Raw genomic sequence first — 23840 nt, forward strand, 5'->3', positions numbered from 1 at the left:
TCATACCCGATCCGCACCGTCCCAGCGCAGGTGCGCGAAGACGGCGTAGTGGTCCGAGGCCGGGGCCTCGGCGCGATCGAGGGCCACCTCGGCTGCTAGCACCGTCGCGCCTCGATCCGCGAAGAGGTAGTCCACCCGGCGATCCGGGGAGTCGTACCAGACGAGCGGGTTGGCGCGCGTCCAGGTCAGGCCCTGGAGGGTCGGGTGCGCCGCGCGGTACGCATCGATCAGGCGCTCGCTCACGAGCCGCAGGGCGGGCTCACCCTCGACGCCGTTGAGATCGCCCGCGAGCACGAAGCGCGCCCCGGGGCGATCCCAGCCCAGGTCCCTCACCCGATCGAGCGCATGCCGCACCTGGTCCTCGCGCGTTTGGTGCGCGTCGAGGGGCCACGAGAGGTGGGTGCCGAGCAGGTGGACGAGGCCCTCGGGGTGAGCGAGGGTGCCCAGGGCCGCGACCCGCGCGTCCGGGCTCACCGACCCCGGCGGGAGCTGGAGGACCTCGACCCAGCGAAAGGGCCAGCGCGCGATGAGCGCGACGCCGCCGCGCTCGCGGCTGCGGACCTCGTCGGGGTTGCCGTACGGGGCGAAGCACGCGAACGAGAGCCCGAGGCGCGCGGCGAGATCCGCCACCTGGTCGTAGGGATAGGGCGAGCCGCGCGAGGCGACCTCTTGCAGGCACAGCGCGTCGAGGCCGAGCTCCGCGAGCTGCTCGACCATGGCCTCGCGCCTCCCCTCGAACCAGCCGTCGCTCACCCCCGCCAGGTTGATGGTCGCGATCCGGATGTCCATGGCCGTCATGGTAGCGACGCGCTCGCGGCCCGGCTTCGGCCCGGAAGCCGAGAGGGGTCGTGCGATCGGTTTACTAAACTTCATTAAGTCGTTACAATAATCATCAGCAATTCGCATCTATCGCGACGCGTCCGCTGCAAGACAAGGAGCTCGAGCGCATGTACGAACGCCTTTCCCCCTGGCCCCGGCCCAGCAACCGCACGATCCTCTGCGTGGCCCGCGAGCGCGCGGGCCGCCTGTTCATCGAGGCGGCCGCCAATCTCGGCTGCCGCGTCCTGGTGCTCACCGAGACCGGCGCGCTGAGAGATGCCTCCTGGCCCGATTCGATCGCGCGCAAGGTGGGGGTGTGGAGCCTGGACGACCACGCGGCCGCCATGGAGGTGGCCCTCGGGCTCGCGGCCCAGGAGCGCGTCGACTTCAGGCGGATCGACCGGGTGGTGGCCCTCTTGGAGCGCGACGTGGAGCTCGCCGCCGAGATCCGCGAGATGCTCGACATCGAGGGGCAGCCCCGCTGGCAGGCGAACCTGTTCCGCGACAAGCTTGCCATGCGCCTTCGGGCGCTCACCTGCGGCATCCGCGTGCCCTACTTCGCCGCATGCGCCGACCGCGAGGCGGTGCGGCGCATGTGCGAGCAGGTGCCTCCCCCCTACCTCGTCAAGCCCCGCGACGGCCTCGGAGCGGGCGGGATCCGGCGCCTCGAGCGCCGCGAGCAGGTGCAGGGCGCCATCGACGCGCTCGGTGACCAGGTCGATCGCTACCTGATCGAGCAGTACGTGGCGGGCGACGTCTACCACGTGGATTCGCTGACCAAGGACGGGACTCCGCGCTTCGCGATCGCCTCGCGCTACGGCCTGCCGCTGCTCGACGTGATCCAGGGCGGCAACTTCGTCAGCTACACCATCGAGCGGGGCAGCGAGCTGGAGCGACGGCTCCTGGAAGCCAACCGCGACATCATCCAGGGCTTCGGCTACCAGCGCGGCGTCTCGCACATCGAGTTCATCGTGGGCCGCGACGACGGCGCGATCTACTTCCTCGAAGGGGCGAGCCGGATGGCGGCCGCCCGGATCCCCTGGGTGATCAAGCAGGCGACAGGGGTGTGCATGTACCACGAGTGGGCCGCCCTCGAGGCCCTGCCGGATTACGAGCCGGCCATGCCGGGCGAGGGCTACGCGGGCATCATCACCACGGTCACCAAGCGCGGCCCGGCCAACCTGGAAGGCTACCGGGATCCTGCGATCGTCTGGAAATCGAGGGATCCCTACGTGCCGTCCATGATCGTGAGGGCCGACGATCCGCGCAGCCTGGAGGAGCGGATGCGGCACCTCGACCGGGAGTTCGCCGCCCTATGACGAGGCACGGTCCTTTGAAACCCCGGCACCTGCGCGTGCTCGTGGTGGGCGGGGGCGGGCGCGAGCACGCGCTCGCCTGGAAGCTTGCCTCCTCGAAGCGGGTCGAGGAGGTCTACTGCGCGCCCGGCAACGCGGGCACCGACACCTTCTGCGTCAACTTGCCGGTTGCTGTCGCTGAGTTCCAGCGCCTGGTGGCGATCGCAAGCGGACTCGGCATCGACCTGGTGGTCATCGGGCCGTCGGCGGCGCTGATCCACGGCCTGACCGACCGCTTCCTCGAAGCCGGGATCCCGGTGTTCGGCCCGAGCGCCGCGGCGGCCGTCATCGAGGGGAGCAAGGCCTTCTCCAAGGCGTTCATGCGCCGGCACGGCATCCCCACGGCCGCGTACGCGGTCTTCGAGGACCCCGCCGAGGCGCGCGCATACGCCCGCGCCAACTGGGGCGCCGAGGGCCTCGTCGTCAAGACCGACGAGTTGGCCGACGTTCAGAGCGTGGTGGTGGCCGACACCCTCGAAGCGGCGCTCGAGGCGGTGGACCAGACCATGCTCGAGGGGCGCTACGGCCCGGCGGGGCGCCGCGTCATCGTCGAGGAGCGCCTGACGGGGGCGGAGGCCTCGATCCTCGCCTTCGTGGACGGCCTTCACTATCGCCTCTTGCCGCCCGCCCAGGACCACAAGGCCCTGTACGACGGCAACCGAGGCCCCAACACCGAGGGAATGGGCGCCTTTTCGCCCGCGGGGGTGGTCACTCCGGAGCTTTGCGAGAGGATCCGCCGCGACATCATGGATCCGACCGTGCGGGGCATGGCCCTCGAGGGGATCGGCTACCCCGGGGTCCTGTTCGTCGGGGTCATGCTGACCGCGAGCGGGCCCAAGGTGCTCGAGTACAACTGCCGCTTCGGGGATCCCGAGGCCCAGGTGACGCTGCCGCCGCTGCAGAGCGACCTGGTCGACGTGATCGAGGCCTGCCTCTGCTGCAAGCTCGATCGCCTCTCCTTGCGCTTCGAGGAGGCCTACTACCTCTGCGTGGTCGGGGCCTCGGTGGGCTACCCCGAGATGAACGAGACGGGGCACGGCATCGTCGGCTGGGAGTCGGCTTGCAACGAGCGGCAGACCATGCTTTTCCACGCCCACACCCGCTGGGAGGGCGATCGCCTCGTCACGGCGGGGGGGCGCGTGCTCAACGCGGTGGCGAGCGCCCCCACCCTCGACGAGGCCCGCCGCCTTGCCTACCAGGCGATGGATGCCATCTCCTTCGGATGCGGCGGTCCCGTCGTGCGGCGGGACGTGGGAACGCAAGCCATCGGCCTCAAGGCCTGATCGTCGCTCGCCTCGGGCGCTTCCTTCCGGCAGAATGGGGGCGTTTCCACCGATGGGCGACGGTGCCCGGGAGGTCAGCATGGCGGACAAGGACATTTACCGGCAAAACGTGGAGCCGGCCAAGGAAGACGTGGTCGAGTTCGAGTCGGAGCTGCCCCAGCAGAAGCACGGCGTGTTCGAAAAGGCCAAGGGCGCGCTGGAGGGCCTGGTGGACAGGGCCAAGGAGGCCGTCCAGGACATCAAGGAGCACAATAAGTAGGCGTCAGGCCCGGGCGATCGCCCGGGCCTGCTCGAAAGGTCTAGTCCGAGAAGCGGCTCCAAGCGCGCTTCGCGAGGTCGTACTTCCACACCCCTGAGTTGTCGTAGCTCTTGGCGTAGGCCGTCTGGGCGTCGGCGAGGACCACCGTGTCAAGCGCCACGTCCTTCGGGATGGCGACGGGCTCGAGGGCCCATGTCGTCTGGGTGAGGGTGTAGACCTCACCCATGGGGACCCCCGACTCGACGGCCATCCCGACCACCGTGTCGCCGAAGGCCACGATGCGCGGGGCTCCGAGGGTGCGGTTCCCCGAGGGGAACTTGAGGGTCCAGCCGTCCGCGTCGAAGTGATAGAGACCCGCTGCCGTCGAGAGCCAGACGTTCTGCGACGAGGGGGCCGCAAGCCCCGAGGCGATCCCGAGATCGGGGTAGGCGGTCCAGTCCTTCCCGTCGAAGTGCATGACCACCTCGCCCGCGACCCAGACATCGTCCGCGGCGAGCACCTTGACCGAGCCGAGGTTCTTCCCCGCGGCGGCCTGGACCGCAACCTTGGTCCACTGGCGCTGGGGGGCGTCGTACCTGAGGATCGCGCCCTTGGTCCCGACCGCGTAGCCGACGAAGCCCGCCGACGCGGAGGCCACCGAGAGGTCGGTCAGGAGCACCCGGTCCTTGAGGGGCTTGGTCGGCGAGAGCACGTCGTCGAGATCCGTCGGCTCGAGCTCCCAGGTGCCCGTCTCGTAGCGCACGATCCCGGCCCCCGCCGCCCAGCCGACAGAAGCGTCGCTTGCGATCGCGATCGCCCGGCCGTAGCGATCGCTCGGCGCGTTGCAAAGCTTGGGGCTGCCGGGCAACAGCCGAGCGAGCTGAACGCCCTTCCAGGCGATCGGGCCGATGTCGGTCTGGAAGAGGGCGGTGGTCGTGCCCGTGACCGGTACGACCTCGCCGTCCCCCTTGCCCCCCCCGCCCGAGACCAGGCCGAGCGAGGCGCCCGGGGCCCACAGGGCGTCGGCCGAGGTCGGCAGCGACGTGCACCCGGTGGCGAGCGATGCGAGCAGGATCGCCGTCCCGACGAGATTGATTGATCGAGCCCTCATCGTGCGTCACCCCCCAGGACGAAGTAGGAGACGCCCCACACGGCGGCGTCGTAGGTACCGTTGGTCAGATCGGTGAAGGTGTCGTCCGAGACGGCATCGATCACCACATGCCCCCGGCCGGGGGTCTGCGGGAAGGTGAAGGTCCCCGCGTACAGGCCGTTGCCTTCGTCCTTGAGCGGCACGTGCTCGCGCAAGGGCGGCCGCGACATGAAGGTCCAGACCGGCGCGGGCGCTCCTCCGGCCTTGCCCTCGACCTTGACCTCGACCCGGGCCTGGCTCCCGGGCTGGACCCGAGGCGCCAGGTCCGAGGCTATCTGCTCGCCCGGCTGGATCATCAGGGCGGGCTTGCCGTCCACCTTGAGGCGCACCATGGTGATGGAGAGCTTGGTGGTCGCCGGGGCGAGGGCCATGGGCGAGAGGGCATCGAGCTCCCAGACGCCCGCGCGCTTGACCAGCCGCGCGCTCCGGCGGGCGGTCTCGACGTAGGGCTTGGTCACGAACGTGTTCTGCCAGGCGTAGTCGGCGACGAAGCGGGCGGGGCGGTCCTGGGAGAAGACCGCCTCGGCCGTCAGCTGGCGCAGCGCGTCGGTCCGGAAGTCGATGGCCATGCGATCGACCACCGAGGATGCGGCCTGGGTCGTCTTGGGGTAGCTGCGTCCCCAGCGGCGCGGCAGCCCGTCCAGGGCGCCGCCGTCCGAGAAGATTCCGACCCCGTCGTTGACGAGCTGCGAAGGCTCGAAGAAGGGACGGTAGTCCTTCGATTCGAGAAGGGCCGAGATCTCGGCCTTCTCGCGGTCGGCATCGAGCTTCGGCGTGTCGATCGGAGGCTGCCCTCCCAGCTCGAAGGCCCATTGGCACCCGACGAGTGCCGCCGAGACCCCGAGGATGCCGATGAGCTTGGCCATCATTTCGCGGCGCACCCTCTCACCCCCCTCCGGGAACCTTCCCTCAAAGCTTGTTAGGACGCTCAATTATGGCACCGGTGTAGGCGTCCAGCAAGTATTTGCCGCGGACGTAGCTCGTCTTGGGCGCCACGTAGCGGTCATCCTGGGGCACGTCCCAGTCGTAGCGGTTGCCGGTCTTGCCGCCGTAAGAGGAGCCGGAGTCGTAGTAGTAGACATCCTCGTCGTCGTAATAGGCGTCGCCGTAGTAGGGGCCATAGACCGAGGCCTTTTGGGCGGCAAGCGTCTGGCGGGTCGCCACGCTGGAGTCCAGCTCGTAGACCGCCCCGCCGTTGACGGTGGTGCGCAGGGTGATCGCCATGCCGGGAGCCCCGACGCCCATCCCGATGTCGAGGGCGGTCTCGATGGCCTTGCCGAGCAGGATGGTGCGCGGGAAGTCGACCGAGGCCAGGGTGTCGCCGGTGTCGTCCTGCTCCTCGGGGGCGAGCAGATCGCCCTTGCCCGTGTAGACGAAGTTGAGCAGGCGATACTTGAAGGTCGAGGGCACGACGGCCTGGGCCCGGTAGCTCGCGCTCGCGCCGGGTGCGGGGCTCGCGCTCGCGCTCGGCGTGGGGGCCAGGGCCTGCACCTGGACCCGGTAGGTGAACTCCCAGGCGCTGGTCTTTGCCACGCGGCCGTTGGTGCCGACCATCTGGGCCTGAACGCGGACCAGATCGGCATCCGGGTAGTGGAGGCTCAGGTAGCGCTGGACGGCATGGTAGGCGTCGAAGAGGGTCGAGCCGTCCATGTCGTAGGCGGGAGCGCGCTTGGCGGTGCTCCCCGCGGCGTAGCCGGTCGAAACGGTGTTGAAGTCCCTGATCACGCACCCGGTGAGCGGCGTGAGCGCGCAGCAGGTGGCGGCGAAGAGAGAGAGAAGGCGGGAAAATCGCATGGCGTCCTCCTGTCGGTGCACGATGCCTTGACAGGATTGAGCATAGGCAAGCCCGCTCACATGGGTGATCACATGGCGGATCACCCTGGAAAAAATCTACGCGCTCCCCGAGAGAATCCGCGCGTAGACCTCTTTGGACTCGGCGGCGGGGCTGACGCCGAGCTCTTGGGCGAGGATCGCCTCAAGCTGCTGGTAGTGGCGCACAGCTCCCTGGCGGTTGCCCAGGCGATGGAGCGCGGTCATCTTGGCCCGGTGCGCGAACTCGGCGCAGGCGTCGACCGCGAGCGCCCGATCCGCCCAGGCCAGGACGGTCTCGAAAGCACCGGTCCCCTCGTGGATGGAGAGCAGGCGCTCGAAGGCCGAGAGCGCGCGCTGGTGGAAGTGCTCCTGGGTGGCCTGCACCCAGAGGCTCTCGTCGAGATCCGCCAGGAAGCGCCCCCGGTAGAGCTCGAGCGCCTTCTCCAGGGCCAGGGTCTGCTGCGGGAGGCTCAGCGCGGCATCCTTCGCCTGATCCAGGTGGTACGCGAACTCCTGGACGTCCAGGGCGTAGGGGGCGCCGAAGTTGAAGAAGTACTTGCCGTCGCGCCACTGGATGTAGCGCGAGGGGGCGTTCTTGACCAGCGCGGGCTCGAGGGCCTGCCGCAGGCGGCTGATGATCATGAGGATCGCCCCGCGCGAGACGTCCTCGTCGCCGTACAGCAGCTGGGCGAGCTGCTCGCGGGTCACGCCCTGGCGCTGGTGAAGAAGGTAAGCGAGCACGAGCTTGGTCTTGGTGCCCTGCCACTGCTTGGTGGCGATGGCCCCCGTGGGGGCGACGGCCTCGAAGGCACCGAAGCAGCGCAGGCGAAGCGCGCTCTGGAGCGATCCGGCTGCCTCGCGCGCGACCTCGGGGCTCGCGCCAGGCTCGCTCGCGGGTTCGAGGGGAGGAAACTGAGCGAGCAGCACCCGGTAGGCGTTGGCCTCGCAGATGCCGCGCGCCTCCTCCCAGGTCGCGAACGCCTCCGCCTCGCCCCGGGCCTGCTGGACCCGCGCCAGGTAGAACAGCGCCTGCGCGTGGCGGTAGCGGTAGCCCTGGCTCTCGAGGGTCTTGCGGGCGATTTCGAGGATCTCGGCGGCCCGCTCGAGCTCGCCGCGGTCCAGGGCCAGCTGGCCGGCGGGAATCTGCAGGTCGATCATGCCGGGGGCCTCGATGGGCATCCCGCGCAAGGCGATCGCCTGCCTCAACAGCTCCTGGGCCCGGTCGTACTGGCGCTGGAGGCGCGCGACCTCGGAGAGGCCGCTCAGGGCCTGGGCCTCGAGGGGCCGGTCCCCCATGGACAATGCCCCCTCGCGCGTCTGGTGGAAGAAGTCGGCGGCCTTGGCCTCCTGACCGAGACTACATGCGATCATCCCGAGGGTCAGTGTGGTCCAGAGCGCGTCGCGGCGCGCCCCGAGTTGCTGGGCGAGGGCGAGCCCCTCCTCGGCCACCTTCCACGCCTCGTCGTAGGCCCCCTGGGAGTGATGGATGGCGGCCAGGTTGTTGTAGGTGGCGGGAAAAGCGCGGCGCCCCCCCGCCTCGGCCTGCCGGATGGACTCGCGATAGGTTGCCACGGCGCGCTCGAAGTCGCCCTGGCGCGCGTAGGCGAGCCCCAGGTTGTGAAGCACCTTGCTCTGGCCCACGAAGTCCTCGGCGCGCCGGTAGAAGTCCCGCGCGCGCTCGAACGCGCCGAGGGCCCCGCGGGCGTCGCTGGCCATCTGGAAGGCCATGCCCAGGGCGTTCCAGGCAAAGGCACGGCCCGGCAGGTCGTCCTCGGGCAGCACCGAAAGGGCCTGCTCGGCGAGTGCCGCGAGGCGCGAATCGCCGCGAGACCCCCAGATCGCGGCCTGGTAAGCGAGCGCACGTCCCTGCGCGAGGCGATCGCCCTCGGCCTCGGCGAGCGATGCTGCGCGCTCGAAGCGCGAGAGGGCGACATCGGAGCGGCCCCACAGGCGCTGGATCTCGCCGCCGTAGAGCAAGAGCCAGGCCGAAGCGTCGGTGAAGTCAGCGGGGAAGCGCTGAAGCAGCTGATCGAGGGTGGACAGGCGAACCTGCGCCAGGTAGCCCGGAGCGATAAGGCAAAGGACTTCGGCGGCCTGGGGGTAGAGGCCCCCGTCCAGGAGCACCGCGAGGGCCTCTTCCGGATGGGCCTGCGCCCACTCGGAACCGATCCGGTGCCGAAGCGCGCGCACGGCCTCGGGCGCGAGCGTCGCCTGGAGCTTGTCGAGGAGGAAGGCCTGGAAGATGGGGTGGTAGTAGCTCTCGGCCGACTCGGCCCGCGTCAGGATCAGGTTGGCCCGCCGAAGGGCATGGATCGTCTCCTCGGCATCCGCCAGGCCGAGGGCCGCACTGCAGATGCCGGGCTCCACGATGGGCAGCAAGGAAGTCTTGAGAAGGAAGTCCTGCCGCTCGGCGGCAAGCTCCGCGAAGACCTCCTGGGCGAGGTAGTCGAAGAGGGAGGGCGCCCCCTCGTGGGATCGATTGAGCGGCTCGCTGTGCTGGGCGGCCATGATGAGGCCCGCGGCCCAGCCCTCGGTCGACTGAAACAGGGTGAGGGCGTCCGCCTCGGCGATCGCGCGGCCCGAGACGGAGCGCACCAGGGTGCCCACCTCGCTCGGGCTGAAGCGCAGATCCAGGATGCCGAGCTCCACGAGTTGCTGGCGCACCTTGAGCTGGGGCAGGCGCAGCGGGGGCTGGGAGCGGGAAATGAGGAGCAGCTGCACGTTCTCGGGAAGGTAGCTGATGAGGGCCTCGATCGCCTGCACCACCGGCTCGGCCGCATGCACCGCATGGAAATCGTCCAGCACCAGGATGAAGGGGGCCTCGTCGCGCTCGCCCAGCTCCTCGGCGAAGAGGCCCATGAGGCTCGGGACGATCGGCGCGGGGTCGGGGCTCGCGCTGAGCAGCTCGCGTGCCTGGCTGGTGGCGCCTGGCCAGGCAGCGGTCGCCCCGCCGATCAGGTAGTGCAGGAAGGTCGCGAGGTCCGCGTCGTAGGCGTCGAGGTTGATCCAGCAGGAGCGCGCGCCGGTCAGGATGACGTAGTCGGCCACGGTGGTGCTCTTGCCGTAGCCGGGCCCGGCGCACACGAAGGTGAGGCGCGCGCGCGGATTCATGCCGGCGCCCAGGCGCTCGACGAGCCCCGCCCGGCGCACGAAGGTGTCAGGGACCGAGGGGGCGCGCAATTTTCGCTTGATGAGGGGGAAGGGGCCGCTCATGCCGCCAGTGTACCACGCCTGCTCCCTGGCATCCGGAGGCCAAATCGTGCGTTGCCGGGCCCGGGCCGGTGTGCTACACCGGCCCCAGGTTTCTCGGAGGACGGAGGCCCCTCATGGCGAACAAGCTGACAGACCAGGTGATCGCGCGCGCGGCCCGAGCCGGCGCGGACTGCCGCGGCTCCTTTCGGGACATCGAGAGCGCCGAGCGCGCCTTCTGCAAGCTTCAGGCGAGTGGCCTTCGTGACGACTGCATCTCGCTGGAGGTGGTGGACGACTGCCCCGCCTGCGCGGCCGAGCGTGCCGGCATGGCGGACCCGATCGCGGAGATCGTGATCGCCCGCGCCCAGGGGGCAGGGGCACTCGCGGGCAGCGCCCTCGGCCTCGGGATGGTGGGATGGCCGGGGAGCCCGGTCATCGGGGGGACGGGCTGGGTCGATGGCTTCGCCGCGCTGTGCGTGATCGGGGCCTGGGGGCTCAGCGGCGCCATTCTCGGCGCGCTGGCCGGCGCGGCCGTCACCGAGCTGCCCATCGCTCGAAGAGGAGGGCGGCCGCCCCACCGGCACTACGTGCTGGTGCTGCGGCCGCCCTCAGGGATGGAGCAGCGGGCGATTGCCGTGCTCGTGGAGGCCAAGGCCAGAATCGAGCCCGAGTAGCCCGCCGGATCTAGTCGCCGAAGTAGACGCCCGTGTGGCGGGCGGCCTGGACCAGCTCGCTGTTCGGATCGATCAGCTTGAGCTGATCGATGGCCTCGGCGATGGGCACGTGGGTCACGTGCCCGGCGCGCAGGCAGACCATCTGGTCGAACTTGCCCTCGTGCACCAGGCGGCACGCCTCGACCCCGAAGCGAGTGCCCAGGATCCGGTCGTAGGGGGAGGGGGTGCCGCCGCGCTGCAGATGGCCGAGCACCGTCACCCGGGTCTCGAGGCCGGTGCGGCGGATGATCTCGGCGCCGACCCAGTTGCCCACCCCGCCGAGGCGCGCGACGTTCTTGGTCGGGTCGAGGTCCGCGTACATGGCCCCGGCGCCAGCGGGTGCCGCCCCCTCTGCGACCACGACGATCGAGTAGCTCTTGCCCGCCTCGGAGCGCTCGTAGACCGCTTGGGCCACCTTCTCCATGTCGAAGGGGATCTCGGGCACGAGGATGACGTTGACCGCGCCGGCCATTCCCGACTTCAGCGCGATCCAGCCCGCGGTGCGGCCCATGACCTCGAGGACCATCACGCGGTGGTGACTCTCGGCCGTCGTGAGCAGCTTGTCGATGGCCTCGGTCGCCGTCACCACCGCCGTGTCGAAGCCGAAGGTCTGATCCGTCGAGTTGAGGTCGTTGTCGATGGTCTTGGGCACGCCGACCAGGTTGATGCCCTTCTTGGCGAGGTCGTGACCGATGCCGAGGGTGCCGTCGCCGCCGATCAGCACCAGCGCGTCCAGGCCCAGGTCGTGGTAGCGCTGGACCACCTGGTCCGAGACGTCCTTGAGCACCGTCTGGCCGTCCTCGACGACCGGGTACTTGAAGGGGTTGCCGCGGTTGGTGGTGCCGAGGATCGTCCCGCCGCGCGCGATGATGCCGCGGATGTCGTCGAGGCCGAGCGGCATGATGTGGTCCGGCTTGAGCAGGCCGTCGAAGCCGTCCTTGATGCCGACGACCTCCCAGCCGTACTCGGAGATCGCCATCTTGGTGACGGCTCGGATGACCGCGTTCAGGCCGGGAGCGTCCCCCCCGCCGGTCGAGATTGCGATGCGCTTGGGCATGGGTCTGTGTCCTCCGCGGTGTCGTGGCGGCCAATTTGCCAATCAGCCTGGCGTCTGGTTATGATCCGAAGGCCTAAACTTAATTCAAGTCGATCCAAAAAAGCAACCAGCCCTCGTCACAGAAAGGAAAGGTCCATGCTGCACGGCTCCTCTCCCCTCAGCGCCTCGACTCCGACCTACACGGATCCCGCCTGGCAACGGTCCATGGCCCTCAAGCTCGACTTCAACAACATGATGGAGGGCGCCATCGGCCACGTCGAGGGGCTGGAGGCCGGCGACGTCTGGGGGCTCCAGGGCCGCATGATGGACGTCCACCGCCAGATCTCCGAGCGCTCGGGGCGCGGCGGCGAGTTCCTCGGCTTCCTGGATCTTCCCTACCAGGGCCAGGACGACCTCGACGCCATCCAGGCCGCGGCCGATCGCCTCGCGGCCCTGGGCGATCGCCACGTGGTGCTCGGCATCGGAGGATCCTATCTCGGTGCCCGGGCGGTGATCGAGGCCCTCAAGAACCCCTACCGCAACGACATCTCCCGTCAGCGCCGCAAGAACCGCCCGCGCCTCTTCTGGGAAGGCAACTCGATCGACACCGACGTCATGCACGCCCTGATGGGCATGCTGCCTGCCCAGCGGCCCGAGGGAATCGACGACGCCTTCACCGTCAACGTCATCTCCAAGTCCGGCACCACCCTCGAGACCGCCGTCGCCTTCCGCTTCATGCAGCAGCGCCTCAAGCAGATCTACGGGGCGGACCACGCCGAGTACGTGGTGGCGACCACCGACGCGCAGAAGGGCACCCTCAAGGGCATCGCCGACGCCGAGGGCTACCAGCAGTTCCCCATCCCCGACGACGTGGGCGGCCGCTACTCGGTCCTGACGGCCGTAGGCCTCTTGCCCGCGGCAATCGCCGGGGTGAACATCCATGAGCTGGTCGCCGGCGCCCGGTTCATGGCCGATCGCTGCAAGAACCCCGACCTTCACGCCAACATCGCCTACCTCTACGCGGTCCTGCGCCACCTGTCCTACAAGTCGCGCCGCACCGTCTCGGTGATGGCCTCCTGGACCAAGCGTCTCGAGTACTTCACCTTCTGGTACGACCAGCTCTGCGCCGAGAGCCTCGGCAAGGACGGCCAGGGCGTCATCCCGGTGGCGACCGTCAACACCCGCGACCTCCACTCGCGCGGCCAGCAGGTCCAGGAGGGGCCCCGCTCGATGGTGGTCACCAACCTGGTCCTCGAGACACCCGACTGGGACGTGGTCGTGCCCAAGGTCGAGGGCAACGCCGACGGCCTCGACTACCTGGCGGGCAAGCACCTCTCCGAGATGGTCCTGAGCGCCATGGAGGGCACGGCCTACGCCTACGCCCGCGAGCAGCGCCCCAGCATGAACCTGCTCATCCCCCAGCTCAACGCCTTCACCCTGGGGCAGCTGATCTACCTGTTCGAGCTGGCGACGGTCGCCGAGGGCTACCTCATGGGGATCAACCCGCTGGATCAGCCGGGGGTGGAGTCGTACAAGAACTTCATGTTCGGCAACCTCGGGCGAGCGGACAAGGCCGCCTACAAGGCCGAGTTCGACGCCCGGCCCAAGGGCTCGAGCGACTTCATGGTCTAGACCACCTCGGCGTCCAGGTCGTAGACCCGCACGCCCTCGTCGCCGGGTTCGTAGGCGTCGCCCTCGAGGGCGGCGCCTTCTTGGCCTGAGCAGAGGGGCATCACCAGCTGGAAGCCCCCCAGCGACACGGCCTCCTGGCGCCGGGCGACGGCAGCCTGATTGAGGCAGTGCTGCGCCTCGTGGTGCTGGCCCCTGTGCCAGTAGAGGTGGGCCATGTTGCGCAAAGGAGCGGCGAGCGCGCCGTCGCGCGCGACGGCGCGCTCGAAGCAGGTCGCAGCCTCCTGGGCCTGGCCGGCGAGGGCGAGCAAGACGCCCAGGTTGTTGTAAGGGGCCGCCGCATGGGGGTTGGAAGCGATCGCGCGCTCCAGGCACGCGCGCGACTCCTCCGGTCGCTCGGATCGCAGGTGCGCCGTGGCGAGGTTGACGAGCGCCTCGGCCGAGCGCGCTCGCAGCGAGAGGGCCTTCTCCCAGCAGCGCAGGGCGCTCGCGGGGTCCGAGAGGCGCCAGTAGACCACCCCGAGGTTCTGGTACCCGTCCGAGAGCGCCGGAGCGCGGTCGATCACCGCCACGAAGCGCGCGAAGGCCTCGTCCCACTCGCCCTCCTCGCAGGCGGCCAGCCCCAGGAGCAGGTGGCCTGGGAAGGCCCCGGGGTCCTCCTCGACGGCCCTGCGATAGGCCGCGAGCCCCTCGGCGCGCGATCCCGACGCCACGTAGGCGAGGCCCAGGCGGATGAGCGGAGCGTCGAAAGGATCGACCGAGCAGGACATACGGACCTCAACGATGAGCACGTGCGCGTGAGCCGAGGGAATCTTACCCGCTCGGACGCGTGCCGGAAACCCGCTGCTCGGGTAGAGAATTACCTAGGATTGCGCGCTTCAGTGACATCCGTTACAATCCATAAGTCTCGGCCGATCGCTCAACGCAGCGCCGCCCGCCGAGTCTCGGAGGCCCCCCATGCGTCCCAGCGTCTCACGTCGGACCATCGCGATCGCCCTTGCCTTGACCGTCCTGACGGGCTGCCAGGCGCCGGGCTTCATGGGGCTGAGCGACAACGCCACCTCGCCCGAGACCGAGAGCAACCGGCTGGTGCGGGCGCGCTTCCGGGTACTGGTGCCGGCCTCGCTTGCTCAGGACGTCTCGCTGGCGCCCGTCTCGCAGCCCCCCGCGACCTGGTCCGAGAGCCAGTACGACGATCGCAGCGTGGTGGGGGCGCGGGTCTTCCTCGATGCGCAATCGAGCGTCGCCGACACGACCGACGATCTGGGCTACGCGAGCCTCGCCGTCCCGCTGGGCCAGCTGGTGCCCGTGCGCGCCGAGTTCAAGACCCCGAACGGTACCGTCGCCATGACGTCGCTGGTGCGGGTGACGGGGACCGAGCAGGCCGTTCCGATCTTCACCATCACCGTCGCCTCCACCCTGGTCACCAGCAAGATCGCCCAGCGCTTCAGCTTCAAGGAGCTGCGGCACCTGGACTACCAACAGATCATCGAGGGGACCAGGACGGTCAATCAGGCCATCCGCACCTCCAGCGGCGCCTACGACCCGCGCTACCTGCCCAACCTGGCGCGCACCTGGTCGGTCCTTGACACGGCCCAGACCCTCGCGCGGCTCGACCCCATCCTCAACCGCGCCCTGGCGCGGGTTCTTGCGACCCCGATCCCCGCCGAGGCGGCGGCGAGCGCGAGCGTCGTTGCGACCCCCTCGGCGCTGCCGGCGCTCACCCCCCTTCGCGCCCCGACGGCGAGCGTCGTGGCGACCGCCTCCGCCCGCTCGGCCTCGGCGAGCGCCTTGGCGCCGGATCGCGCCCAGGCCGATGATCGCCTCTTCCCCGCCTCGCATGGCCGCCGCTGGACCTACGACCTCTTCGACGGCTCGGGCCAGCGCCTGGGGACCCTGACGCGCGAGGTGACCAGAGTCACCCCCAAGGCCAACGGGCTGCTGGTGCAGGGCACCGAGTCGGGCGAGTGGGCGGACAACGAGCTGCGCTTCCTGATGAGGCGCACCGCCGCAGGCGTCCAGTTCGCGGCGGCTTATCGCCCATCGGTCACCTACCCGATGCCCCTCTCGGACGGCCAGTCCTGGAAGGCCGCCCCGGACATCCAGGCCGTCGCGCACGCGCCGGTTTCGACCGAGGCCGCCACCGAATCGTGGGACGCCAGCTGGCGCATCGACTTCACGCGAGCGCGCGACGGCAAGACCACCGAGTGGAGCGAGTGGCTCGCCCCCGAAGAGGGCTTCACGCGCTTCCAGTGGCTCGATCCGCGCACCGGCGATCGCTGGGAGGCGCGCCTCCAGCCTCAGGCGGACGGCACTCCCTAGATCGCGCCCCCAAAGCCCCCCTCGGGGCCCGCGGGTATGCTAGAATGAGCCCTCGACCCACGTCGTGCGGCCTGCGCCGCCGCGCCGAACGCAGCCGGCCGGTTTTCGAAAGGTCCCCATGAGCCAGTACAAGAGCGTCTTCGACATCATCGGTCCGGTCATGGTCGGGCCTTCCAGCTCGCACACCGCCGGCGCCGTCCGGATCGGGGCCTTCGCGCGCACCATCCTGGGCGCCACCCCGCGCCGCGCCGAGATCCTCCTGCACGGCTCGTTCGCCGAGACCGGCCCCGGGCACGGCACCGACAAGGGCCTGGTCGGCGGCCTGCTCGGCATGGCCACCGACGACCCGGACATCCGGTACGCCTTCGCGCGCGCCGAGGCCGAGGGCATGGCCTTCACCATCGGCAAGACCGATCTCGGCCCCAAGGTCCATCCCTGCTCGGCCCGCCTCGTCCTCGAGGCCCCCTCGGGCGACACCATCCAGCTCACGGGCACCTCGATCGGGGGCGGCAACGTCGCCATCACCGAGGTCAACGGTTACCAGGTCCGGCTGAGCGGCGAGTTCCCCACCCTCGTCACCGTCCACGCCGACACCCCGGGCGTCATCCTGCAGGTCACGCGGATCCTCGCCGAGCATGGCATCAACGTCGCCTTCATGAACGTGGCGCGCCAGCAGAAGGGCCGCGACGCCTTCATGACCATCGAGGGGGACCACGCCATCCCGGATCCGGCGCTCTCGGCCATCGCCGAGCTGCCGGAGATGAAGATGGTCCGCTACCTGCCCAAGCTCTCCTGAGAGGACCCCCGACGCCATGACCGACACCGAGATCCAGTTCCACACGATCGCCGACCTCCTCGCCCTGGCCGAGGACCTGGGGGTGGGCATCGGCGAAGTGACCCTGCGCTACGAGATCCAGGCCTCCAACTTCCCCCGCGCCTCGATCCACAACGCCATGCTCGCGCGCTGGAGCATCATGCTCGAGGCCATGCAGCGCGGCACCGAGGCCCCCAAGACCGGGCTCGGCGGCCTGGTGAGCGGCACCGGCTACGCCATGGCCCACCACGTCCCCAAGCTGCTGGACCCCATCACCGCGGGAATGGCTGCCCGAGCACTCGCCGTCAACGAGTGCTCGGCCGGCATGGAGCGGATCGTGGCGGCCCCCACCGCGGGCTCCTCGGGCATCCTTCCCGCCACCCTGTGGGGAGCCTCGGAGCGTCTCGGCAGCACCCCCGAGCAGGTCGTGAACGCCCTGTTCGTGGCCGCGGGGCTCGGGATGGTGATGGCCAACAACGCGACCATCTCGGGCGCCAAGGGAGGCTGCATGGCCGAGGTGGGCGTCAGCACCGGAATGGCCGCAGGTGCCGCCTGCGAGCTCGCGGGGGGAAGCCCGCGCCAGGTCGTCCACGCCATGGCCCTCGGCGTCAAGAACACCCTGGGTCTGGCCTGCGATCCCGTCGGTGGCCTGGTGGAGGTCCCCTGCATCAAGCGCAACGCCCTGTACAGTGCCATGGCCATGGTCGCCGCCGAGCTCGCGCTGGCGGGGATCGAGAGCTTCATCCCGCCCGACGAGGTCATCTCGGCCATGAAGGAGATCGGCGAGGCCATGCCCAGCCAGTACAAGGAGACCGCCTGCGGCGGCCTGGCCATCACCCCCACCGGCAAGAAGGTGATGGACGCCAAGGTCACCCTCTAATTCCGAGCGAGTACAGCCAATCATGTGGTGGTTCAAATCCAAGAACAAGGCCCGGGACATGGTCCGGGAGCACCTGGAGCGCGGCCTGGAGTTCGCTGCCGACGCTCACCTCGAGGAGGCCGAAAACGAGTTCACGGCCTCCCTCGAGATCGCGCCCGACTTCAAGCCGACGCGCCTGGCCTTCGGCGCCTTTTTGCGCGAGCACGGCCGGTACGACGAGGCGCTCGTCCACTACCATCACCTCATGAAGGTCGATGCCGAGGACCCCGTTCCCTTCTTCGAGATGGGCGAGACCTACCTGCTGGCCGGCCGGCGCGACTGGGCGGTCGCCCAGTACCGGCAGGCCCTGCTGCGCGACGCCGACCACCCCCGGGCGCAGGCCCGGCTCAACGAGGCGGCCGCCGAGCAGATCGACTTCGCGGTGGGCGAGGAGGGCTCCCTTCGCGAGCGCCAGGTCCTCGCGCTCGCGCAGTTCAAGCAGGCCAAGGCCCAGATCAAGCGCCAGCGCTCGCTGGGCTATCGCCTGCGCCACCTCCTTTCCCGAACGGCCCCGCGGGACTGACCCCGGGCCCGACCTGAACCCCCGATCGCTTCTTGGAGGCGGCCTCTGGCTCCGGTATCATCGCGACGGCGTGCGCGAGCCGCCGAAGAGTGCCGAGGAGAGCCGTCGTGGATCGAGGATCGCATCCCGCAGAGAAACGCTACACCCTCAAGCACCAGGGAGCTCAGCCCCGGGTCTTCTTGCGCTGTGTCTCGTGCGGGGCGAAGGCCGGTGGGGACGGCGCCTTCTGCGCCCGGTGCGGTAACCCGCTGCTCGGCTCGGCGAAAATCGCCTGCCTCGGCTGTGGCAGCGACGCGATCGCGCCGGGCGATCGCCACTGCGGCGCTTGCGGAGCCTACCTGCCCAGGGCGTCTCGCCCTAGCGGGGAGCAGCGCGCAACGCCCTGGCTCAGCCGTACCGCCAAGGCCCTGGCGGCCACGGCCGTGGCGGCTGGGCTCTGGCTCGGCGCGCAGGGGATCGGCCTGGTGCGCGGGGCGATCTCGCACGCCCCGAGCCTTGCCGGCATCAAGGTCGGAGACGCCCAGCAAGCGGTCGAACGACGCATCGGCAAGCCGGACGTCAAGCCGACCGAGGTCTTCTGGAACGGGGTGGACGGCAAGCCTCACCGGGTCGGGCTCTGGAGGTACGGCCTGACCCCCGACTCCGAGGTCGCAAACCTGACCGTGACCTTCCTGGACGGCAAGGTCTACCAGGTCGGTGCGCTCGACAGGATGTACCCGACGAGCGAAGGGCTGCGCGTGGGCGATCGCATCGCCAAGGCCAGCCGCCTCTACGGCACCCCGATCGAGGAGAACCTGGTCTCCGGCCTGATGCCCATGAAGTACGTGCGACAGGGAGTCGTGGTCAAGGTCGTGACCATGCCGGGCGACGATCGGGTGCTCGCGGTCGGGCTCGAGTCCCCGCGCGCGCTGCCGACGGCCTCGGCGGACGACGGCGCGATGGGCGAGCGCAAAGGCCTCGATCGGATCACGACCACCCCGCTGTGATCCCGGCTAGGCCCGCTGGCACTCGGGACAGTAGTAGGTTCCGCGGCCGCCCACCCTGGTCTTGAGGATGGGGGTGGAACAAACCGGACAGGCCGCCTTTTCTCTCGCGAAGACCCTCAGAAAGTCCTGGTTGGTGCCGTAGCGGCCCATGCCGTCCCGGTAGTCCCTGAAGGTGGTCCCCCGGTGCTCGATGCCGTGACGCAGGACCTCGCGGATCGCCGCGTGGAGGCGCTCGGCTTCGGCGAAGCTCAGCGCGCCGCGCTCCGGATGAAGGCCCGCCAGGTGGAGGGCCTCGTCCACGTAGATGTTGCCGAGCCCGGCGACCACCTTCTGGTTCAGCAGCAGCGGCTTCAGGGTCCGGGCGCGCGCCGTGCGCCGGGCGAAGGCCTCGAGCCCGAACTCCGGCGACAGGGGCTCGGGCCCCATGGCTGCCAGGGTCGGGATGGTCCCGTAGGCGCCGGGGGGCACCACCTGCAGCCGGCCGAAGCGCCGCGGATCGTTGAAGAAGAGCCCCGTGCCGTCGTCGAGGAAAAAGCTCACGCGCAGATGCCGCATCCCGGCGCTTGGCGCCGCGGCGACCGCGAGTTGGCCGGTCATTCCCAGGTGGATGACGAGATCCCTGTCGCCCAGCGCGGCGATCATGTACTTGCCGCGCCGGCGCAGCGCCTCCACGCGCCGGCCCTCGGCGTCGCGCAGGTCCCGGTAGTGCGGGTCCACCAGCGCCTGCGCGACGCGGGTGATCCGGCGCCCGAGCAGGAGGGGCTCGAGATCGGTTCGGATGGTCTCGACTTCGGGCAGCTCAGGCATCGGGCCTCCTCGTCTCGGTGACCATGGTACCCGGGGCCCGGCCCCGCGTTAAGGGCCGCTCGAAAGCGTGGTAAGATGGGCACCTCAAGAGAGGAGCCCCCATGCCAGTCAGCCTCAGCGAGCGCATCGATGCGCTCTTCGACCAGATGATCGAGCAGCAGCGCGCCAAGGTCCTGCGGATCGCGCGAGAGATCAACCCCACCATCACCCCGGACGACGTGCTGAACCCCCACGACTTCCCCGATCTGAACGTCGATGCCCAGTACAACTTCGAGGACGGGATCCTCTCGGGCTACATCGGGGCCCAGATGGCCGTGCGCGCCGAGATGGCCTCGCTCGCCCACGCGAGCGAGTCACGCGAGGTCGGTTAGCCCCAGCCCCAGCTGGCGAGGCGCCTCGAGTGCGGCGAGGATCTTGAGCTGCGCCTGCGGGAAGGCGAACGCCTCCAGGCCCTCCGGGTGCACCCAGCGCCGATCGTCCGTTTCGCCGGGCAGGACCGCCCCGGCGGCGGGGTGGGCCGTGAAGGCCCGGTAAACGGCGCTGAGGTGGGTGAACTGGTGCGAGACCGTCACCAGAGGCGTCACCGCGGCCAGCCCCGGGCCGAACCGCTCGGACCAGGCGAGCGCTAGCCCCGTGGCCGGCTCGACCTCGGCCAAGAGTTCGAAGGTCGGGAACTCCCAGAGCCCACCGAGCAGGCCTTTTGTCGGCCTGCGGATGATGAGCAGCCGGCCCAGGGGATCGGCGATCAGGCCGACCGCGAACGTCACGGGCCGCGGCGGAGCCTTCTTGCTCTTGACGGGCAGCTCTTCGACCCGACCGGCGGCTTTCGCCCCGCAGAGCGCCGCGAGCGGGCAGGAGGCGCACGCCGCCTGCCGGGGGGTGCAAACCGTCGCCCCGAGCTCCATCAGGGCCTGGTTGAACCACCGGGCCCCACCGGTGGGGATCAGCCGTGCGGTGAGATCCTCGAAGCGCTTGCGGCTCTGGGGCCTGGCGATGTCGTCCTCGACGAGAAAGAGGCGCGAGAGGACCCGGAACACGTTGCCGTCCACCGCCGGTCGCGGCAGGTCGAAGGCGATCGAGGCGACGGCCCCCGCCGTGTAGTCGCCGATGCCGGGCAGCGCCCGGATGGCGTCGTAGTCCTCGGGGAAGATCCCCTGGTGCCCGGCCACGATCTCCCGGGCGGCCTTCTGGAGGTTGCGCGCCCGCGAGTAGTAGCCGAGGCCCTCCCAGTGCTTCAGGACGTCGTCGATCGGCGCCGAGGCGAGCGCCTCGACCGACGGGAAGCGCCGCATGAAGCGGTCGTAATAGGGGATGACCGTCGCCACCTGAGTCTGCTGGAGCATGACCTCCGACACCCAGATCCGGTACGGATCGCGCGTCTCGCGCCACGGCATGGGGCGCTTGTTCGCCTCGAACCAGGCGAGCAGATCGGCCGCCAGCACGCTCGCGCGCCCGGGCGACAGCGGGATCGGTTGGAAGGAAGGTGTTTTCGAGGCCATCAGGCAGCAGCGTACCACCCAAGAAGCCGCGGCCGCAACGCCCGTGGGCGTTGCGGCCGCGCTTGAACGCTGATGGGAGGCTAGACGCCGGCCAGCCCGAGCATGGAATCGAGCGCCTCGGACTTCTGCTCGGCCGCGGCCTCCTTGACCGCCGCGCCGGTATCGGTGTCCATGAAGTCGCCGAAGGCATCGGCGAACTGGTCCCAGTCATCCGATTGGGCGGCCTTGAAGGCCTTGGTGGCCGCAGGCAGCACGTCGCCCATGGTCTTGGACACGTTCTCGCTCAGCACGCCCGAGTCCTTGAGGGCGCCGAGGGCTCCGTCGAAGCCGCCGTTGTTGTAGGCGTCCACCACTCCGCCGAGCTTGCCGAGCTCCGGGGTGTCGGTGATGTTGCCCATGCCCTTGAGGATCGCGCCGGCGTCCTGCTTGAGGACCCCGTTGGCCACGCCCACCGCGTCGTTGAGCACGCCCATGGTCTTGTCGTCGAAGAACTTGCCGAGGCCGTCCTTGCCGCCGATGGCGCCGAGCAGGGCCGCGGGGTCCTTGTTCTCGATGGCGTTCACGGCGCCGGCGCCCATGGTCATGTACTTGCCCGCGTCGCCGCCGACCATGCCGCCCAGCGCCCCGAGGCCGCCCGCAAGTCCGCCCTTCTCGACGGCGCCCAGGATCTCGGCGCCCTTGGCGCCCCACTTGGCGACCTCGCCCAGGGTGCCGCCCAGGCCGCTCGCGGCCCCGGCGATCGCGCCCAGGGCGGACTTCAGGTTTCCGCTCTTGAGGGCCTCCGCGAGTTCGATGGCCTTCATGGCCATCTGGGCGTACTTCATGGCCATCGAGACGACCTGGAGGCCCGGCACGAACATGGCCACCAGCGAGAGAACCGGCAGGACCTTCGCGACCAGGTTCTTGAGCTTGCTGAGGAAGCCGCCCTTCTTCTTCTTGGGGGCCTCGGCCTTCTTGGCCTTGCCGGTGGCCTGGCTCGAGATGTCGACCTCGCCCTCGTTGCCCACCGCCGACGCCGCGCCGTTCTTCATGTTGAAGACCTGCTGCATGACGTTGAAGCGGTTCTGGTCGTCCACGTTGTCGAGGTTGAGGGCCTTGGGAGCCCCGCCGGCCGGCAGAAGGTCGCCGCCCGCCTCGGGCTTGATGGCGCCGCCGCCCACGCTCGGAAGGGAGAGGCCGGAAGCCTCGCCCTTGGCCTTCTCCATCGGAGTTTCGAGGTACTGGACGCCGGATTCCACGTCGGTAACGACCGGGCTCTCGACAGGTGCTTGAGCCGCCTCGAGCGGACCGGTCTTCGCCTTGTAGAGGCCGCTATTTTGAATGTTTGCCAACGTCGGGTCGATGCCGCCCATACGATTCTCCTTTTGCGTCAGGGGGTCAGTTACGGTCTTTATGGACGGCTCCTCGTTAAATATTGTCGAAGCGAATCAACGGACTGTTAAATCTCGATTTTATTTCCGTTGGGTCCAGGCCGGAGTGGCCGAGGGGGTGGCCGTGCGCGCGGCGGGCACGGGGCGCTCGGACTTGAAGACCCATCCCGCCTGGACAGGGACGGGGCGAGGCGCCGCGGGGCCACCCGTCGCATGGCAAGCCGCCGAGAGCATTGCGCCCAAGCAGAGGATCAAGGATGCGGGCCTGAGCCGTTCGCGTCGCGCCGTCTTCATGGCGTCGATTCTAGCCCGAGGGGCACGCCTCGCTTGTTCGGCGAGACCGCCAAAAAACTTGGGGCGCCAGAGGGGCTGTAAGCAAGCGACAATCAATCGATTCTGCTATCATGCCGTCAGGCGATCCGGCCCCCCTCGTGCGTCGGCGCGGTTCGCGCTCCCTACTTCTCGCACCAGAAGGACCTGTCATGTTTTCGAAAGTGCTGATCGCCAATCGCGGTGAGATTGCCGTCCGCATCATCCGGGCCTGCCAAGAGCTCGGCATCAAGACGGTCGCCGTCTACACCGAGGCCGATCGGGAGGGCCGCCACGTCCAGCTCGCCGACCAGGCCTACAGCCTCGGCTCGGACTCCTACCTCAACACCCAGGCGATCTTCGCCATCGCCGAGCGCGCGGGCGCGGACGCCGTCCACCCCGGCTACGGCTTCCTCGCCGAGAACGAGCGGTTCGCCCGCGAATGCCGCGATCGCGGCCTGACCTGGATCGGTCCCAACCCCGCCTCGATCGGACTGATGGGCTCCAAGACCGTCGCGCGCCGCATGGCCATCGAGGCCGAGGTGCCCGTGGTGCCGGGGATCACCGAGGCCCTGACCGAACCCGAGGTCGCCCGCTCCTTCGCCGCCAAGCACGGCTACCCCTGCGTCATCAAGGCGGCCGCCGGCGGCGGCGGGCGCGGCATGCAGGTCGTGCACGCCCCCGAGGAGGTCGAGGCCGCCATCGCCAAGGGCATCCGCGAGGGCGAGGCCTACTTCGGCAGCGGCGAGGTCTACATCGAGCGCTACCTCGGCAGGCCCCGCCACATCGAGATCCAGATCCTCTGCGATGCGCACGGCAACGCCGTCGCGCTGGGCGAGCGCGAGTGCACCATCCAGCGCCGCCACCAGAAGCTGGTCGAGGAGTCCCCCTCGGTGGCCCTGACCCCCGAGCTGCGCCGCGCCATGGGCGAGGCCGCGGTCCGCATGGCCAAGGCCGTCGGCTACGACAGCGCGGGAACCTGCGAGTTCCTGTTCCAGGACGGGGCCTTCTACTTCCTCGAGATGAACACCCGCATCCAGGTCGAGCACACCGTCACCGAGATG

Annotated in this window: 22 protein-coding genes; 12 read left to right on the forward strand and 10 right to left on the reverse strand. The window is 69.6% G+C overall.

Translation table 11 applies throughout. From position 1 onward, the window contains the following. Complete coding sequence (locus V6D00_00080; GenBank protein ID HEY9897550.1) at window positions 1-789, reverse strand: endonuclease/exonuclease/phosphatase family protein; 789 nt, start codon at window positions 787-789, stop codon at window positions 1-3. A 158-nt stretch (window positions 790-947) separates the two neighbouring features. On the opposite strand from V6D00_00080, the gene V6D00_00085 reads away from it, so the two are divergent. From V6D00_00085 to V6D00_00095, 3 genes are all read left to right on the forward strand, one after another. Next, the gene (locus tag V6D00_00085; GenBank protein ID HEY9897551.1) at window positions 948-2138 is read left to right on the forward strand and encodes an ATP-grasp domain-containing protein; all 1191 of its coding nucleotides are present in this window, start codon (window positions 948-950) and stop codon (window positions 2136-2138) included. Window positions 2139-2152: 14 nt separating this feature from the next. Then, window positions 2153-3457: a phosphoribosylamine--glycine ligase gene (gene purD / locus V6D00_00090; protein ID HEY9897552.1), complete on the forward strand. Its 1305-nt coding sequence runs from the start codon at window positions 2153-2155 to the stop codon at window positions 3455-3457. A 79-nt stretch (window positions 3458-3536) separates the two neighbouring features. Then, the gene (locus tag V6D00_00095; protein ID HEY9897553.1) at window positions 3537-3716 is read left to right on the forward strand and encodes a hypothetical protein; all 180 of its coding nucleotides are present in this window, start codon (window positions 3537-3539) and stop codon (window positions 3714-3716) included. A gap of 40 nt (window positions 3717-3756) precedes the next feature. Here V6D00_00095 and V6D00_00100 read toward each other — a convergent pair whose 3' ends face one another. The 4 genes from V6D00_00100 to V6D00_00115 form a co-directional block, all read right to left on the reverse strand. After that, complete coding sequence (locus tag V6D00_00100; GenBank protein HEY9897554.1) at window positions 3757-4806, reverse strand: hypothetical protein; 1050 nt, start codon at window positions 4804-4806, stop codon at window positions 3757-3759. Further along, complete coding sequence (locus V6D00_00105) at window positions 4803-5726, reverse strand: hypothetical protein (protein HEY9897555.1); 924 nt, start codon at window positions 5724-5726, stop codon at window positions 4803-4805. Before V6D00_00105 ends, V6D00_00100 begins: the two co-directional genes overlap by 4 nt. A gap of 28 nt (window positions 5727-5754) precedes the next feature. Further along, window positions 5755-6639: a hypothetical protein gene (locus V6D00_00110; protein HEY9897556.1), complete on the reverse strand. Its 885-nt coding sequence runs from the start codon at window positions 6637-6639 to the stop codon at window positions 5755-5757. 96 nt (window positions 6640-6735) lie between these two features. Next, entirely contained in the window at window positions 6736-9870 is a 3135-nt protein-coding gene (locus V6D00_00115) for a BTAD domain-containing putative transcriptional regulator (GenBank protein HEY9897557.1), read from the reverse strand. A 113-nt stretch (window positions 9871-9983) separates the two neighbouring features. Here V6D00_00115 and V6D00_00120 point away from each other — a divergent pair, with 113 nt between their 5' ends. Then, window positions 9984-10523, forward strand: coding sequence for a hypothetical protein (locus V6D00_00120; protein HEY9897558.1), 540 nt, complete (start codon window positions 9984-9986; stop codon window positions 10521-10523). A 10-nt stretch (window positions 10524-10533) separates the two neighbouring features. Here the strand turns inward: V6D00_00120 and V6D00_00125 are convergent, their stop codons facing one another. Next, window positions 10534-11619: an ATP-dependent 6-phosphofructokinase gene (locus V6D00_00125; protein ID HEY9897559.1), complete on the reverse strand. Its 1086-nt coding sequence runs from the start codon at window positions 11617-11619 to the stop codon at window positions 10534-10536. 135 nt (window positions 11620-11754) lie between these two features. Here V6D00_00125 and V6D00_00130 point away from each other — a divergent pair, with 135 nt between their 5' ends. Further along, entirely contained in the window at window positions 11755-13230 is a 1476-nt protein-coding gene (locus tag V6D00_00130) for a hypothetical protein (GenBank protein ID HEY9897560.1), read from the forward strand. On the opposite strand, the gene V6D00_00135 is transcribed toward V6D00_00130, so the two are convergent. Continuing rightward, entirely contained in the window at window positions 13227-13997 is a 771-nt protein-coding gene (locus V6D00_00135) for a tetratricopeptide repeat protein (protein ID HEY9897561.1), read from the reverse strand. The two genes, V6D00_00130 and V6D00_00135, sit on opposite strands and share 4 nt — an antisense overlap. 187 nt (window positions 13998-14184) lie before the next feature. On the opposite strand from V6D00_00135, the gene V6D00_00140 reads away from it, so the two are divergent. The 5 genes from V6D00_00140 (at window position 14185) to V6D00_00160 (ending at window position 18791) form a co-directional block, all read left to right on the forward strand. Further along, window positions 14185-15549, forward strand: a complete 1365-nt coding sequence (locus tag V6D00_00140) for a hypothetical protein (GenBank protein ID HEY9897562.1) — start codon at window positions 14185-14187, stop codon at window positions 15547-15549. 118 nt (window positions 15550-15667) lie between these two features. Then, window positions 15668-16345, forward strand: a complete 678-nt coding sequence (gene sdaAB / locus V6D00_00145; protein ID HEY9897563.1) for an L-serine ammonia-lyase, iron-sulfur-dependent subunit beta — start codon at window positions 15668-15670, stop codon at window positions 16343-16345. Between the two features lie 16 nt (window positions 16346-16361). Continuing rightward, window positions 16362-17243 carry an L-serine ammonia-lyase, iron-sulfur-dependent, subunit alpha gene (gene sdaAA, locus V6D00_00150; protein HEY9897564.1) on the forward strand — a complete coding sequence of 294 codons (882 nt, stop codon included), beginning with the start codon at window positions 16362-16364 and terminating at the stop codon, window positions 17241-17243. A 22-nt stretch (window positions 17244-17265) separates the two neighbouring features. Continuing rightward, the gene (locus V6D00_00155) at window positions 17266-17805 is read left to right on the forward strand and encodes a tetratricopeptide repeat protein (GenBank protein HEY9897565.1); all 540 of its coding nucleotides are present in this window, start codon (window positions 17266-17268) and stop codon (window positions 17803-17805) included. A gap of 107 nt (window positions 17806-17912) precedes the next feature. Further along, the gene (locus tag V6D00_00160) at window positions 17913-18791 is read left to right on the forward strand and encodes a zinc ribbon domain-containing protein (GenBank protein HEY9897566.1); all 879 of its coding nucleotides are present in this window, start codon (window positions 17913-17915) and stop codon (window positions 18789-18791) included. 6 nt (window positions 18792-18797) lie between these two features. On the opposite strand, the gene mutM is transcribed toward V6D00_00160, so the two are convergent. Then, window positions 18798-19598, reverse strand: a complete 801-nt coding sequence (gene mutM, locus V6D00_00165) for a bifunctional DNA-formamidopyrimidine glycosylase/DNA-(apurinic or apyrimidinic site) lyase (GenBank protein ID HEY9897567.1) — start codon at window positions 19596-19598, stop codon at window positions 18798-18800. Window positions 19599-19699: 101 nt separating this feature from the next. On the opposite strand from mutM, the gene V6D00_00170 reads away from it, so the two are divergent. Beyond that, a complete protein-coding gene (locus V6D00_00170; protein ID HEY9897568.1) occupies window positions 19700-19969 on the forward strand; it encodes a hypothetical protein in 270 nt (89 codons plus the stop codon). Here V6D00_00170 and mutY read toward each other — a convergent pair. Together mutY and V6D00_00180 are read right to left on the reverse strand one after the other, a co-directional pair. Then, on the reverse strand, window positions 19952-21097 hold the full coding sequence (gene mutY, locus V6D00_00175; protein ID HEY9897569.1) for an A/G-specific adenine glycosylase: 1146 nt from the start codon (window positions 21095-21097) through the stop codon (window positions 19952-19954). The two genes, V6D00_00170 and mutY, sit on opposite strands and share 18 nt — an antisense overlap. An 80-nt stretch (window positions 21098-21177) precedes the next feature. Continuing rightward, complete coding sequence (locus tag V6D00_00180; protein ID HEY9897570.1) at window positions 21178-22428, reverse strand: hypothetical protein; 1251 nt, start codon at window positions 22426-22428, stop codon at window positions 21178-21180. A 521-nt stretch (window positions 22429-22949) separates the two neighbouring features. Here V6D00_00180 and V6D00_00185 point away from each other — a divergent pair. Next, the coding region (locus V6D00_00185; GenBank protein HEY9897571.1) for a biotin carboxylase N-terminal domain-containing protein at window positions 22950-23840 on the forward strand (891 nt) is incomplete at its 3' end.

The sequence above is a fragment of the Pantanalinema sp. genome (assembly GCA_036704125.1).
Classification (GTDB): domain Bacteria; phylum Cyanobacteriota; class Sericytochromatia; order S15B-MN24; family UBA4093; genus JAGIBK01.

Coding starts and splice junctions, on each gene's coding strand:
- V6D00_00080 (HEY9897550.1), bottom strand. CDS start 789: ATGGACATCCGGATCGCGACCATCAACCTGGCGGGGGTGAGCGACGGC.
- V6D00_00085 (HEY9897551.1), top strand. CDS start 948: ATGTACGAACGCCTTTCCCCCTGGCCCCGGCCCAGCAACCGCACGATC.
- V6D00_00095 (HEY9897553.1), top strand. CDS start 3,537: ATGGCGGACAAGGACATTTACCGGCAAAACGTGGAGCCGGCCAAGGAA.
- V6D00_00100 (HEY9897554.1), bottom strand. CDS start 4,806: ATGAGGGCTCGATCAATCAATCTCGTCGGGACGGCGATCCTGCTCGCA.
- V6D00_00110 (HEY9897556.1), bottom strand. CDS start 6,639: ATGCGATTTTCCCGCCTTCTCTCTCTCTTCGCCGCCACCTGCTGCGCG.
- V6D00_00115 (HEY9897557.1), bottom strand. CDS start 9,870: ATGAGCGGCCCCTTCCCCCTCATCAAGCGAAAATTGCGCGCCCCCTCG.
- V6D00_00120 (HEY9897558.1), top strand. CDS start 9,984: ATGGCGAACAAGCTGACAGACCAGGTGATCGCGCGCGCGGCCCGAGCC.
- V6D00_00125 (HEY9897559.1), bottom strand. CDS start 11,619: ATGCCCAAGCGCATCGCAATCTCGACCGGCGGGGGGGACGCTCCCGGC.
- V6D00_00130 (HEY9897560.1), top strand. CDS start 11,755: ATGCTGCACGGCTCCTCTCCCCTCAGCGCCTCGACTCCGACCTACACG.
- V6D00_00135 (HEY9897561.1), bottom strand. CDS start 13,997: ATGTCCTGCTCGGTCGATCCTTTCGACGCTCCGCTCATCCGCCTGGGC.
- V6D00_00140 (HEY9897562.1), top strand. CDS start 14,185: ATGCGTCCCAGCGTCTCACGTCGGACCATCGCGATCGCCCTTGCCTTG.
- sdaAB (HEY9897563.1), top strand. CDS start 15,668: ATGAGCCAGTACAAGAGCGTCTTCGACATCATCGGTCCGGTCATGGTC.
- sdaAA (HEY9897564.1), top strand. CDS start 16,362: ATGACCGACACCGAGATCCAGTTCCACACGATCGCCGACCTCCTCGCC.
- V6D00_00155 (HEY9897565.1), top strand. CDS start 17,266: ATGTGGTGGTTCAAATCCAAGAACAAGGCCCGGGACATGGTCCGGGAG.
- mutM (HEY9897567.1), bottom strand. CDS start 19,598: ATGCCTGAGCTGCCCGAAGTCGAGACCATCCGAACCGATCTCGAGCCC.
- V6D00_00170 (HEY9897568.1), top strand. CDS start 19,700: ATGCCAGTCAGCCTCAGCGAGCGCATCGATGCGCTCTTCGACCAGATG.
- mutY (HEY9897569.1), bottom strand. CDS start 21,097: ATGGCCTCGAAAACACCTTCCTTCCAACCGATCCCGCTGTCGCCCGGG.